Source organism: Nocardia sp. NPDC052316, from assembly GCF_044547795.1.
GTDB lineage: Bacteria > Actinomycetota > Actinomycetes > Mycobacteriales > Mycobacteriaceae > Nocardia.
Genome location: NZ_JBIUBB010000001.1, coordinates 1440777 through 1452744, shown reverse-complemented (window position 1 = coordinate 1452744; position 11968 = coordinate 1440777). Strand labels below are relative to the sequence as shown.

Genomic DNA, 11968 nt, shown 5'->3' with positions numbered 1-11968 from the left:
TGTACCAATCGCTACAGTCAACCCATGGCCCGCCCCCTCGACCACGTCAAACGCGCCGAACTCCTGGACGCCGTCGTGCGCTACATCGCCGACCACGGCCTCGTGGACCTGTCGCTGCGCCCGCTCGCCGCGGCGCTCGGCACCAGCTCGCGCATGCTGATCTACTACTTCACCACCAAGGAGGAGCTGCTGGTCCAAGCGCTGGCCACCCAGCGCCCTGACCTGACGGCGCTCTTCTCGAAGGTCGCCGATACCGCCGAACTGCGCGCGCAGCTGTGGGAGTTCTGGCAGGCCAACACGTCCGGCGACGGCAGCACAAGCGTCCGGGTGATGCTGCAGGTCCTCGGTGCCGCGTGCGCGTCGCACAGCCCCTATGCCGAGTACGCCGAGACCGCCATCGCAACCTTCATAGACGCACTCGCCGCGGGACTACGCGGTCTGCCCTCCGTCGACGACCCGGAACTCGTAGCGACACTGCTTGTCTCGGGCTTGCGCGGCATCCTCCAAGATCGTGTGATCACCGGCGATGTGGACCGCACCGACCGCGCCGCTCGCCTGTTGATCGACCAGTCCCTCCGATAGCATCGCCGTCCGCGTTACTCCGGGACGGTCAGGCCCACGTCGCCGTTTCGGGGTCGATGCCGTTGGCGCGGGCGTTGGCGTCGATGATGTCGCGCAGCCAGGCGGTCAAACCGGGCTCGATCGCGTCGTAGAACGCGGTGAAGCCGGGATCGGCGGTGTGCCTGCGGCCCAGGCAGACCTGCATCGAGTGGGTGCAGTCGAAGTAGGCGCCGATCGAGGCTCGGTGCCGCTCGGCCAGCGCGTTGGCCAGGTCGCTGCCCGGCATCGTCCGCGCGCGATGCGCGGCGGCCAGGTCCGCGTTGAGCGCCTCGACACTCGCGGCGATCTGCTGCCACTGCTCCGCGGTCCGGTCCGCGGCGCGCTCGGCGAACTGCGCCCACTGTGCGGTGTCACCCCACTGCTCGCGCGCTTCACCGGCCCAAGCGGGCTGCCAGTGCTGACCGAAGATCGCCACCTGCTCCTCGGCGGGCAGCAGGATGCCGGACTCCCTGGCTTCGATCAGGCGATCCAGTGCGTCGCCCATCTGCTGGAGCCGGGCGACGCGTTCGCGAACCTGGTCGCGCTGCCTGCGCAGCGCTGCTGCCGCATCGGTGGCCGGTGCGTCCAGCAATGCCCCGACCTCGTTCAGCGGTACCCCGAGCTCGCGGTAGACCAGCACCCGATGGATGCGGGCGAGGTCGGCCGCGGTGTAGCGCCGGTAGCCCGCGTAGCTGCGCTCGGAGGGGCGGACGAGCCCGATCGCGTCCCAGTGGTGCAGCGTCCGGATCGTGACGCCCACCAGCGCGGCGACAGCGCCGACGGTGCGGCCGGCGTCTGTCGCCGCCTCGGTCGAGGGGCGATCCGTCACACCGTTCAGTGTGTCAGCTCCGCGGCCGGTCACTGTTCGGGTGCGGGGATGCCCATGTCCCGCAGGTACTCGGCGGCGGCGCCGTTCGGGTCGTATGGCCGCGCCGCCGTCATGATCACCCGGATATTCTCCGGCGTGCGAACCTCCAGCTCCACCGAGTTCCACGGCATCTCTCGCGGCCCCGTCGTACAGCCAGGTCGCAACTGCTCACACGCCGTCGCGATCTGGTCGAGTTGGCTCAGCACGCACGCGAAACTCACGCTTACCGCCGCAGCGTCGGCGGGCTGCTCGCCCGGGACGAGCAGCACATCCTGGAACGCCCAGCGGCGCAGGTGCGTGATCTGCCCCTGCGCCGTGAACAGATCGAAGAACCCGAGGCCACGCACCCAGAAGTCCACCGACTCGGCGAGATCCGCCGTCGGGGCCGTGAGGAACATCGGCATCGCGTAGATGCCGCGGTAAAGCTCCGCGGGCTCGGCGTCGAGTGCGGCGTCGGGAACAGGGCTGATATCGAAGGCGGAAAACGTGTCGGTCATGAGTGCATCGTGGAGCCTCACGCAACGTCAGGGTCAAGCGAAAGCAAGGCAGGGCAGCCGGTGGCCGGCGAAGTCATGGTCGTAGCAGGTTTTCGGAAGCGTGGGGGCAGGGCCGGGTGTGACGATCTCTCGACACGAATCGGAGGAGATCATGCGACAACATGTCGGGCGGGCCTTGCTGGCCGCCGTGGGAGTGCTCAACATCGCGCCGGCCCTCGGTGCGGTCGCACCGCAAAAAATGTTCGCCGCCTACGGCATCGCCGCGGCGGGGAACGATCTCGAGGTGGTGCTGCGGCACCGGGCAGTATTGTTCGCGGTCCTCGGCCTCGGTCTGTTGGGCTCGGTGTTGCGCCCCGCACTGCGGCCGATTGTCTTGCCCGCCAACGCGATCAGCCTCGGGAGCTTCCTCTTGCTCGTGTTGGCCGCGGGGCCGGTGGGGCCGGGACTGACGCGCGTCGCGGCCGTCGACGTCGCGGCGCTGGCGGCGCTCGGCGCGGGCGCGGCGTTGCTGCGGGAACAGTCTGCGGTCCAGCGATGAGGCCGCTCGTGCTCGCCGCGGTCGGCGTCCTGTTCGCCGGGATGGGGGCCTATGCCCTGGCCGCACCGGCGGCGCTGGCCCGGCCGTTCGGGTTGTCGGCCTCGACGGCGGTGAGCCGCACGGAGATTCGCGCCGTCTACGGCGGCTTCGGGATAGCCGTGGCAGGGGTGCTGTTGTGGTCGGCCTTGGACAGTGACGACGTGCGGACCGGCGCGGCGCTCACAGTCGGGTTCGCCTTGGCGGGAATGGCGGGCGGGCGGCTGGTGTCGTCGCTGCTCGATACGCGGATGCGGTTCTATCCGATCTGGTTCTACTGCCTGGTCGAACTGGCCGGCGCCGGACTGGTCCTCGGTGTTGCCTGACTCGGGCGGGTCCACTGCGATGATGGCGGTCATGACGACCGACCCCGAGCGCAAACTCTGGCTCTGGCACGGCGAGGCGGCGTACTTGGGCACGTCGTTTCAACTCGATACGCATTCGACGCCCGTGCAGTGTTTCGTGCTCGGCATCGACGACTCGGTCGTTGTCCGCACGCCGGATGGTCGGCGCTGGCAGGCGCGCAGCATCCTGATACCGGCGCGGACGATCCATAAACTGGAGACCAGCGGGCGCGTGCTGTTCTACTACCTCGATCCCCGCTCGGCCGGTGCCACCCGCCTGCGCGCCGCGATGACCGAGCCTGCGGCTCCGGTCGCGGCGCGGCACCGGGACGAGGCCGCGCTCATCGCGCACCTCACCCTATCCACCCCGGCGGACCCCACTGTCCTGCGGCGAATCATCGTCGGCGACCAGCCCCGGCCGGTGCTGGACGAACGCATCCGCCGCGTGCTGAACCGCATCGTCGACGACCCCGCCGCCGACACCAGCGCCGCCGACCTGGCGGCCGACCTCGGGCTCTCCACGTCCCGTTTCCTGCACCTGTTCTCGGCGAGCGCCGGAACCAGCTTCCGGCGCTACCGCCTGTGGGGCCGCCTGCTTGCGGTGGCAGGCGCCGTCGCCGACGGTGTCGACCTCACCCGCGCCTCGGTCGACGCGGGCTTCGCCTCGGCCAGCCATTTCAGCGATACCTTCCGAACTCTGTTCGGGCTCACCGCAACTCGGGTCCTGGCCCAGGGTATCGATATCGTCGTTGTCGCGTCCGGGCAGGAGATCCTCGAGCGCGGGTAGCTACCGGCGATCGATGGCGGCTCCGAGTCGAGTCAAGCCCACCCATTCGAACTGATGTTCGATATACTGAGAGTGGGTGGAATCGGCCGAGAGCGAGGGGTCATGCGGGAGTCGTCCTCGGGTCTGTTGAAACTGCTGGTCAGCGACGTCGCCCTGCGGCACGGGTTCGGGTGCGAGGAGTCCGACGGGGAGTTCGTGCTCAGCGGCGCGGCGGGGGTTCGGATCGTGCTGCCGAGTACCCGGCTGGACCGTCGGGTCGCCCGGGCGCCGCGGCAGCTGTGGGCGACGCTGGTCGGCGATCGGCTGGATATGCAGATCGCCGATCTGGTGGCAGGCCACCTCGAGCCGGCGCGGTTGGTGTCCGTGCGGCCGCTGCTGCGCACCCGGCTGTGCTCGGCGCGCACGAAGGGGTTGATCAATGATGTGCGGCGGTTGGTCGCGCCCGGCCTGTTGCAGCGGGTGCTGATCGACTTCGGTGACATCATGATCCCGGTGACCTACGCGGCCGCGCACCGTTGGGGCGCAAAGGAATCCGATCTGTTCGAGCTCGCCGAGCGCAATACTCGCGCCGCCGGCGGACTCGACCTGATGGCCGCCGAGATCGACGGCATGGACGACGTCGATATCCACATGCTCTACGGTGCCTCGGATTTCGTCACCGCACATGTGCGCTGGCTCGACGACTATCCGGTGGTCGGGCCGTGGGGCGCACTGCTGGTCATCCCGGGGCATACCCACCTGCTCGTCCATCCGATCACCGGCCCCACCGTCTTCGCGGGAACCAGCCTGCTCGCCCAGCTGCTCGTCGCGGGCGAAGCCGAGTCGCGACCGGTCAGCCGTTCGATCTATTGGTGGCGCAACCGGATCACCGTCGACATCGCCGCGACCATCCGCGGCAGCGGCGACCGGATGGAAGTCGTGCCCGCCGATCACCTCGAGTCACTGCTGGAGATCATGCGCCGGGACGGAAACGACCGGTTCCCGCACGTCTGAAGCGGTGTGCGGGAACCGGATATGTTGCCGGACAGGCGAACCCGTCGAACAACCTACGAAACGACGGGCAGGTAGACCGCCTTACCGTGGTCGACGAACTCCGCCGACTTCGCCGCCATCCCGGCCTCGATCGCCTCGACGTCGGTGAGCTGGTTGCGTGCCGCGTACTCGCGGACATCGGCGGAAATGCGCATCGAGCAGAACTTCGGACCGCACATGGAGCAGAAGTGCGCGGTCTTGGCGGGCTCGGCGGGCAGGGTCTCGTCGTGGTATTCCCGTGCTGTGTCCGGATCCAGTGACAGCGCGAACTGGTCGCGCCAGCGGAATTCGAAACGCGCCTTGGACAATTCGTCGTCGCGCTGCTGCGCGTGCGGGTGCCCCTTGGCCAGGTCGGCGGCGTGTGCGGCGATCTTGTAGGTGATCACGCCGACCTTGACGTCGTCGCGGTTGGGCAGCCCGAGGTGCTCCTTAGGGGTCACGTAGCAGAGCATCGCCGTGCCCGCCTGCGCGATGATCGCGGCGCCGATCGCCGAGGTGATGTGGTCGTAGGCGGGCGCGATGTCGGTGGCGAGCGGGCCGAGGGTGTAGAACGGCGCCTCCTCGCACAGCTCCTCCTCCAGCCGCACGTTCTCCACGATCTTGTGCATCGGCACGTGCCCCGGGCCCTCGATCATCACCTGCACGCCATGGGATTTCGCGATCTTCGTCAGCTCGCCGAGCGTGCGCAGCTCAGCGAACTGCGCCTCGTCGTTGGCGTCGGCGATGGAGCCGGGGCGCAGGCCGTCACCGAGGGAGAAGGTCACGTCGTACTTCGCCAGGATGTCGCACAGCTCGGCGAAGTTGGTGTACAGGAACGACTCCTGGTGATGCGCCAAACACCATGCGGCCATGATGGATCCGCCACGCGAGACGATGCCGGTGACCCGCTTGGCGGTCAGCGGTACGTAGCGCAGCAGCACGCCCGCGTGCACGGTCATGTAGTCCACGCCCTGCTCGCACTGCTCGATCACGGTGTCGCGGTAGATCTCCCAGGTGAGCTTGGTCGGATCGCCGTTCACCTTCTCCAGCGCCTGGTAGATCGGCACGGTGCCGACCGGGACGGGGGAGTTGCGCAGGATCCACTCGCGGGTCTCGTGGATGTTCTTGCCGGTGGACAGGTCCATGATGGTGTCGGCGCCCCAGCGGGTGGCCCACACCATCTTCTCGACCTCCTCGGCGATGGAGGAGGAGACGGCCGAGTTGCCGATGTTCGCATTGATCTTCACCAGGAACTTCTTGCCGATGATGGTCGGCTCCAGCTCCGGGTGCTTGTGGTTGGCCGGGATCACCGCGCGACCGAGGGCCACCTCGTCGCGCACCAGCTCGGGCGACACACCCTCGCGGGCGGCGATGAACCGCATCTCGGGGGTGATGATGCCCTGCCTGGCCCAGGCGAGCTGGGTCGGCGGCCCATCGACCTCGGGCTTGGCCCAGGTGTCGCGGAGCTTCGGCAGACCCGCCTCCAGGTCGATCTCGGCCGAGTCGTCGGTGTACGGACCCGAGGTGTCGTAGACGTCGAAATGCTCGCCGTTGGTCAGGTTCACCCGACGCACCGGGACGCGGAGCCCGTCTACCTCGTGATAGTGCTTGACGCTGCCTTCGATGGGTCCGGTGGTGACGGTGTCGACCGTCTCGGAGCCGTCTTTGGACGCAACAGATGCCATGATTTTTCCTCCCTACGCCGGCATTACCCGGTCAGGTTCATACGGTCGACGGCCCTAGCCGTCCTCTCAGCCCGCTGGTGCGAGCCCCCGTTGGCGTGTGAAATTTTTCCAGGCCGACACTACCTGCTGACCCTGAAAGTGCGTCAGGTGATCGGTGGAAGATGCAGGTCGGCGCCGGTGGCATCGGTCCCGGCGCCAGCCGTACGAGCTCAGTCCGTCTTGCTGTGGTAGGCGTCGCGCATCTGCTGCAGTACGATCTTTTTCATCCCCAACATGGCCTGCATGGCGCGGTTCACCGCTTCCCGATCGTCGCCGGTGACCAGCTCGGTGGCCTCGGCGGGCCAGATCTGCCACGGCACCCCGTATTTGTCGTTGAGCCAGCCGCATTCGATCTCCTTGCCGCCGTCGGCGAGCAGCGCCTCCCACAGCCGGTCGACCTCGTCCTGGCTTTCGCAGTTGACCAGCAGCGACATGGCATGGGTGTACTGGTAGTCGCCGCCACCGTTGATGGCGGTGAACCTCTGTCCGTTGAGTTCGAAGTCGACGGTGATCGCCAGATTTGTCGGACGGTTGGTCGCCTCGGTGTGGTACTGGACGTCGGTGATCTTCGAGTCGGCGAACAACGAACAGTAGAACTCTGCGGCTTCTTCTGCCTGGGTGTCGTACCAGAGGTTGGTGACGATCTTTTGCATGGCGGTCCTCCCGGCCGGAGTTGATAGATATCTGTGAAGACGGGAGGAGCGACCGGAATTCATCGCGTGCACGTACACCATGTACTCCCGAAATCAGTGACCACTGATTTCGGGAGTACATGGGTAACTCACCGGGTACGGGCCAACTCAACCGATCACACGACAGCCGGTCGCCAACGTCGCTATCGCGGCACCTCAGTCTGGCCTGAAGACGCGGAGGGGCGGGGGAGCTCGCGCGGACCTATTGGGAAGCCGAGCGCGCCGAAGGTGGCGTTCAGATTGATCTCGATCTGCGTCAGCAGCGCGTTGAAGTCGGCCAGCATGGACACGACGTTCTCGGTCCGGCAGCCGAACTGGTCGGGCGCGTTCGGCGCGAGCCGCGCCTTCAACCAGTTGAGCGTGTCGGCCATGCCGAGCGACGGCAGGCTCAAATGCTCGCTGAGATGGTCGCGCTTGTAGAGCACCGACGCGCCACCGGCGCACCACTGCTGGGACAGCCGGTCATTGGTCCACACCGGCACCGCCTCGTCGAAGACGCCTTGGTACAGGAAGATCGGTGCGGTAGGAATGTTGCGGCCGAGCACCGTCGACTCGAAGACCTCCTTGATCTCGGGCACCGCGAGGAAGTCCGGGATCGGAATGGTCAGCAACCGGCCGTAGTCGACGAACATCTGGGTGAGCGCGTTGCGCGGCAGGCATTGCCGCTCGGTCTGGTCCATCAGCGCCCGGCCCTCCGGCTTCAGGTACCGATCCGAGGCTTCCCGGAACTTCGGGTAGGCCTTGCGTAGCGAGGAGATGCCGATGCCGATCAGCGAGGAGAACATCGAGCCGTTCACATGCAGCAGCGACACCACATCCGAGGTCGGCGCCCCGAGCGCAATGCCTTTCACGTTCAGTTCGGGCGCGTAGGTCGGCTGCATTTCGGCCGCCCAGCCCGAGCCCATACCGCCGCCCGAGTAACCCCACAGCGCGACGGGGGTATTCGCCCCGTCCAGCCCGAGCGGCTCGAAACGCTCGGCGGCGCGGATGCCGTCGAGGGTCATGTAGCCCGGCTCCTTGGGCACGGTGAGGTGGCCGTTGACGCCCTCGTAGTCCGGGATGGAGACCGCCCAGCCTTGGCTGATCAACGCGGCAAGCCCGAGCAGTTCGCTCTGTGAGTGGATGCCTTCGAGTCCGGCGAGGCCGGAGCCCTGCTGCAGGACGAACGACGGCGAGCAGTCCAGGTTGGCGCTGTCGTAGTAGAACTGCAGTGAAACGAGCGGCCTCGATCGATTCGGATCGGCCAGCGCGGGAAGCACGACCGTGGTCACGGCCGCGGTGGGTTGTTCGTTCAGATCGGTAGTGCGATAAAGCAATTGCCATGCCCGCACATTCACCGGAAGCACGGTCAGCGCGGCAAGGCGCACTTCGCGGGACCGGAGAATGGCGCCGGGCTCCTGGGCTTCGAAGCCTTCGGGCGGTTGGTAGAACGAATCCTCGTGCGGGAGTGGGATTGCGGTGGCCTGCGTGGGAGTGACTGCGCCGGCGAGCAGCACGGCGGCCATGGCGAACGCCATGGTCACCAGCGTGGCAACCGCGCGCCCCGACCGGCGGGTGCGGCCGGTCGGATCCCCTGTGATCACTGACACGTGTGCGTCCTTCCTCATCATGTGACAGCGATTACAACATGAGAGCCTGTTATCAACAAGAACTCTTTCTAAAGCGCATCGAGCTATGGTCGAGGTATGACCCGCAGCAAATCCGCCGCGCGGCCTGCCGAGGGGCCGGCTCGCCGCCGGATCCGTGGCCTCGACGCCGAACAGCGCAGCGCACAGCGGCGCAATCAACTGCTCGACGCGGCCACCGAACTGTTTGCCGAGCACAGCTATTCGGGAACGTCGATCGAGCAGATCTGCCAGCGCGCGTATGTCGGAACCAAGGGGTTCTACGACCATTTCGACAGCAAGGAAGCCTGCTACATCGCCCTACTGGAAAAACTCACCGCGCAGATCCAGCAACGCGTGATCGCCGGTGCCGCCGCGGCCGCGGACCTGGCGTGGCCGGAGCGCGCCGCGCCGGTGATCGAGGCGTTCGTGCACGCCATCGCCGACGACCCGCGCCTGGCCAAGGTGACTTTCGGCGAGGCGGGTGGCATCTCGCCCGCGGTGGAGCGGATGCGGCGCAGCAACCGGCGTTGGTCGGGTGCCTTCCTGGACCGGGTGTGGAGCGGTGAACCGGCGAGCGATGCCGGCGTACAGCGGGCTCGGCTGGCCTTGGCGCTGGCCACCATCGGCGGCATGTTCGAACTCGTCGCGGACTGGCTGCACCACCACGACGACGGCGGCGCCCCGGATGGCGTCGAAACCCTTACCGAGGACCTGATCCGGTTCGTCACCGTGGTCAATGCTGGCCGCGGAGCTGTTGCGGGGCAATAGTTTTACGACAAACGACGCGGGACGGGCCGACTGCATCGGCCCGTCCCGCGTCGTCGTTGTTCGACTATCGGCGTCAGGCGCGCCGTCGTGCGGGCTGAATCCGCCCCCTGACCTCGCCGAGGCCGATGCGCCCCGCGGCGGGGCCCGGTGCGGACGCGGTGATGACCACTTCGTCGCCGTCCTCGAGGAAGGTGCGCTTCTCGCCGTTCACCAGCACGGGTTCCTTACCGCCCCAGGACAGTTCGATGAAGGACCCGCGCTGGTCGGGCTCCGGACCGGAGATGGTGCCGGAGGCGTACAGGTCGCCGGTGCGGGTGGCGGCGCCGTTCGCGGTGAGGTGGGCCAGCATCTGCGCGGGCGACCAATACATCCGGGAGAACGGCGGGTGCGCGACCACCTCCCCGTTCCAGGACACCGCCAAGTCGATGTCGAGACCCCACGGTTCCTTTTCCCGCAGGTAGGGCAGGGGTTCGGGGGATTGTTCCGGTGTCGGCACCCGCGCGGCTTCCAGCGCGGCCAGCGGCGTGACCCAGGGCGCGATCGAGGTCGCGAAGGACTTGCCGAGGAAGGGGCCGAGCGGCTGGTACTCCCACGCCTGGATATCGCGGGCGGACCAGTCGTTGACCAGTGCGACGCCGAACACCCGCTCGGCGAACTCACCGGTCTCGATCGGATTGCCGAGTTCGGAGCCGACACCGACCAGGAAGCCGAGCTCGGCCTCGATGTCCAGGCGCCGGGACGGGCCGAAATCCGGTGTGCCCGAATCGGTCCTGCGCTGTCCGGAGGGTCGGATCACCTCGGTGCCGGACACCACGACGGTGCCCGCTCGCCCGTGGTAGCCGACCGGCAGATGCCGCCAGTTCGGCAGCAGCGGTTCGCTGTCCGGCCGGAACAGGCGGCCGAGGTTCGTCGCGTGGTCGATGCTGGCGTAGAAGTCGACATAGTCACCGATCGCGACCGGCAGTCCGAGCGTCACCTCGGACAGCGCATACACTGCGGCGCTGTCGATTTCGCTGTCGGCCAGGTCGCGGACGCGTTCGCGCACCGCACGCCAGTGGCTCGGACCCCGCGCCATGAGGGCGGCCAGGGTCGGTTCGGCGAACTCCGGATCGCCGAGTGCCGCGGCGAGATCGATGACCGAATCACCCAATCGGGTTCCGACACGGTAGTTCCGGCCGTCCGTGGCGAAAACGCCGTAGGGCAGGTTGTCCGCACCGAACAGGGAATCGTCGGGTACTTCGACGCGAGTCTTCACGCGGGCCCCCGTCCGGACCAGGTCCACGCGTAGGCCGGGTCTTCGCAGGCGAGAGCGCCTTCGCCGAGCTCGAGCGGCCGGAAGGTGTCGACCATGACCGCGAGTTCGTCGAAGTAGTCCAGCCCGATGCTGCGCTCGTAGGCGCCGGGCTGCGGGCCGTGCGCGTAGCCGCCGGGATGCACCGACACCGAACCCTGCGCGATGCCGGATCCCTTGCGCGCCTCGTAGTTTCCGCCGCAGTAGAACATGATCTCGTCGGAGTCGACGTTGGAGTGGTAGTACGGCACCGGGATGGACAGCGGGTGATAGTCCACCTTGCGCGGCACGAAATTGCAGACCACGAAGTTGGTCCCCTCGAAGACTTGATGAGCAGGCGGCGGCTGGTGGATCCGGCCGGTGATCGGCTCGAAATCGCTGATGTTGAAAGTGATCGGGTACAGGCAACCGTCCCAGCCGACCACGTCGAACGGGTGGGTGGCGTACACCAGCCGGGTGCCGACGACCTTGCCGCCGGGGCGGTGCTTGACCAGCACCTCGACGTCGGTGCCGGTGGCGGTCAGGATCTCCGCCGGGCCGTGCAGGTCGCGTTCGCAGTAGGGCGCGTGCTCGAGCAGCTGCCCGAACTTCGACAGGTACCGCTTCGGCGGGGTGATGTGGCTGGACGCCTCGATCACATACGCGCGCAAGGGTTCCGGGCCGGTCGGCAACCAACGGTGGGTGGTCGCGCGCGGGATGAGTACCTGGTCGCCTTGGCGTGCGGGCAGCGGGCCGAAGACCGTTTCGACCACCGCGGCACCGGACTCCACATAGACCAGCTCGTCGCCGATCGCATTGCGGTACAGCGGTGACGCGCCCTTCGCCACGACATAGGAGATGCGCACATCGGCGTTGCCGAGCAGTAGCCGCCGTCCGGTCACCGCGTCGGTCCTGGCCGGCGTGTCGTCCGGGAACAGCTCCGGCAACCGCAGATGTCGATGCCGCAGTGGATGATTCGGGGTGGTGGACTGATCGGGCAGCTCCCACACCGTCGAGTCGACGATGGCGGGTGGCAGCCCGCGGTGGTACAGCAGTGAGGAATCGCCGGAGAAACCCTCCTCGCCCATCAGCTCCTCGTAATAGAGCTGCCCCTGCTCGTCCCGATGTTGCGTATGCCGTTTCGGCGGCACCGCTCCTACTTGTCGATAGAACGCCATGACCGCACCTCCTGCCTGGCTTGTGGCCTGGTTCAACTGGTCCCCATC

The 11968-nt window shown here is 67.4% G+C and carries 13 protein-coding genes and 1 riboswitch; of the genes, 6 read left to right on the top strand and 7 right to left on the bottom strand.

Annotated elements, in window-relative coordinates:
- The first annotated feature begins 24 nt into the window (after window positions 1-24).
- Entirely contained in the window at window positions 25-582 is a 558-nt protein-coding gene (locus ACIHA7_RS06750) for a TetR/AcrR family transcriptional regulator (RefSeq protein WP_397286251.1), read from the top strand.
- Window positions 583-610: 28 nt separating this feature from the next.
- Here ACIHA7_RS06750 and ACIHA7_RS06745 read toward each other — a convergent pair whose 3' ends face one another.
- Together ACIHA7_RS06745 and ACIHA7_RS06740 are read right to left on the bottom strand one after the other, a co-directional pair.
- Entirely contained in the window at window positions 611-1429 is an 819-nt protein-coding gene (locus ACIHA7_RS06745) for a MerR family transcriptional regulator (protein WP_397286249.1), read from the bottom strand.
- A 29-nt stretch (window positions 1430-1458) separates the two neighbouring features.
- Window positions 1459-1965: a VOC family protein gene (locus tag ACIHA7_RS06740; RefSeq protein WP_397286247.1), complete on the bottom strand. Its 507-nt coding sequence runs from the start codon at window positions 1963-1965 to the stop codon at window positions 1459-1461.
- 151 nt (window positions 1966-2116) lie between these two features.
- Between ACIHA7_RS06740 and ACIHA7_RS06735 the strand changes: the two genes are divergently transcribed.
- From ACIHA7_RS06735 to ACIHA7_RS06720, 4 genes are all read left to right on the top strand, one after another.
- The gene (locus ACIHA7_RS06735; protein WP_397286245.1) at window positions 2117-2503 is read left to right on the top strand and encodes a hypothetical protein; all 387 of its coding nucleotides are present in this window, start codon (window positions 2117-2119) and stop codon (window positions 2501-2503) included.
- Entirely contained in the window at window positions 2500-2865 is a 366-nt protein-coding gene (locus ACIHA7_RS06730) for a DUF4345 family protein (RefSeq protein ID WP_397286243.1), read from the top strand. The genes ACIHA7_RS06735 and ACIHA7_RS06730 overlap by 4 nt, the downstream gene beginning before the upstream one ends.
- 31 nt (window positions 2866-2896) lie before the next feature.
- Window positions 2897-3670: a helix-turn-helix domain-containing protein gene (locus ACIHA7_RS06725; protein WP_397286241.1), complete on the top strand. Its 774-nt coding sequence runs from the start codon at window positions 2897-2899 to the stop codon at window positions 3668-3670.
- Window positions 3671-3772: 102 nt separating this feature from the next.
- Window positions 3773-4663: a hypothetical protein gene (locus ACIHA7_RS06720; RefSeq protein WP_397286239.1), complete on the top strand. Its 891-nt coding sequence runs from the start codon at window positions 3773-3775 to the stop codon at window positions 4661-4663.
- 53 nt (window positions 4664-4716) lie between these two features.
- Here the strand turns inward: ACIHA7_RS06720 and thiC are convergent, their stop codons facing one another.
- The 3 genes from thiC to ACIHA7_RS06705 form a co-directional block, all read right to left on the bottom strand.
- Window positions 4717-6366: a phosphomethylpyrimidine synthase ThiC gene (thiC, locus tag ACIHA7_RS06715; RefSeq protein WP_397286237.1), complete on the bottom strand. Its 1650-nt coding sequence runs from the start codon at window positions 6364-6366 to the stop codon at window positions 4717-4719.
- A riboswitch (TPP riboswitch) is annotated at window positions 6360-6467 on the bottom strand. It overlaps the preceding gene by 7 nt.
- Window positions 6468-6575: 108 nt before the next feature.
- Entirely contained in the window at window positions 6576-7058 is a 483-nt protein-coding gene (locus ACIHA7_RS06710; RefSeq protein ID WP_397286235.1) for a VOC family protein, read from the bottom strand.
- Between the two features lie 182 nt (window positions 7059-7240).
- Window positions 7241-8686: a lipase family protein gene (locus ACIHA7_RS06705; RefSeq protein WP_397286233.1), complete on the bottom strand. Its 1446-nt coding sequence runs from the start codon at window positions 8684-8686 to the stop codon at window positions 7241-7243.
- A 96-nt stretch (window positions 8687-8782) separates the two neighbouring features.
- Between ACIHA7_RS06705 and ACIHA7_RS06700 the strand changes: the two genes are divergently transcribed.
- The gene (locus ACIHA7_RS06700) at window positions 8783-9472 is read left to right on the top strand and encodes a TetR/AcrR family transcriptional regulator (RefSeq protein ID WP_397286231.1); all 690 of its coding nucleotides are present in this window, start codon (window positions 8783-8785) and stop codon (window positions 9470-9472) included.
- 73 nt (window positions 9473-9545) lie between these two features.
- On the opposite strand, the gene fahA is transcribed toward ACIHA7_RS06700, so the two are convergent.
- Both fahA and ACIHA7_RS06690 read right to left on the bottom strand, forming a co-directional pair.
- The gene (fahA, locus tag ACIHA7_RS06695) at window positions 9546-10727 is read right to left on the bottom strand and encodes a fumarylacetoacetase (RefSeq protein ID WP_397286229.1); all 1182 of its coding nucleotides are present in this window, start codon (window positions 10725-10727) and stop codon (window positions 9546-9548) included.
- Window positions 10724-11920: a homogentisate 1,2-dioxygenase gene (locus ACIHA7_RS06690; protein ID WP_397286227.1), complete on the bottom strand. Its 1197-nt coding sequence runs from the start codon at window positions 11918-11920 to the stop codon at window positions 10724-10726. Before ACIHA7_RS06690 ends, fahA begins: the two co-directional genes overlap by 4 nt.
- Window positions 11921-11968: the final 48 nt, after the last annotated feature.

Excerpts from the sequence above, each read along its gene's own strand:
- ACIHA7_RS06690 (WP_397286227.1), bottom strand. The coding sequence starts at position 11,920 with ATGGCGTTCTATCGACAAGTAGGAGCGGTGCCGCCGAAACGGCATACG.
- ACIHA7_RS06700 (WP_397286231.1), top strand. The coding sequence starts at position 8,783 with ATGACCCGCAGCAAATCCGCCGCGCGGCCTGCCGAGGGGCCGGCTCGC.
- ACIHA7_RS06750 (WP_397286251.1), top strand. The coding sequence starts at position 25 with ATGGCCCGCCCCCTCGACCACGTCAAACGCGCCGAACTCCTGGACGCC.
- ACIHA7_RS06740 (WP_397286247.1), bottom strand. The coding sequence starts at position 1,965 with ATGACCGACACGTTTTCCGCCTTCGATATCAGCCCTGTTCCCGACGCC.
- ACIHA7_RS06725 (WP_397286241.1), top strand. The coding sequence starts at position 2,897 with ATGACGACCGACCCCGAGCGCAAACTCTGGCTCTGGCACGGCGAGGCG.
- thiC (WP_397286237.1), bottom strand. The coding sequence starts at position 6,366 with ATGGCATCTGTTGCGTCCAAAGACGGCTCCGAGACGGTCGACACCGTC.
- ACIHA7_RS06710 (WP_397286235.1), bottom strand. The coding sequence starts at position 7,058 with ATGCAAAAGATCGTCACCAACCTCTGGTACGACACCCAGGCAGAAGAA.
- ACIHA7_RS06720 (WP_397286239.1), top strand. The coding sequence starts at position 3,773 with ATGCGGGAGTCGTCCTCGGGTCTGTTGAAACTGCTGGTCAGCGACGTC.
- ACIHA7_RS06735 (WP_397286245.1), top strand. The coding sequence starts at position 2,117 with ATGCGACAACATGTCGGGCGGGCCTTGCTGGCCGCCGTGGGAGTGCTC.
- ACIHA7_RS06730 (WP_397286243.1), top strand. The coding sequence starts at position 2,500 with ATGAGGCCGCTCGTGCTCGCCGCGGTCGGCGTCCTGTTCGCCGGGATG.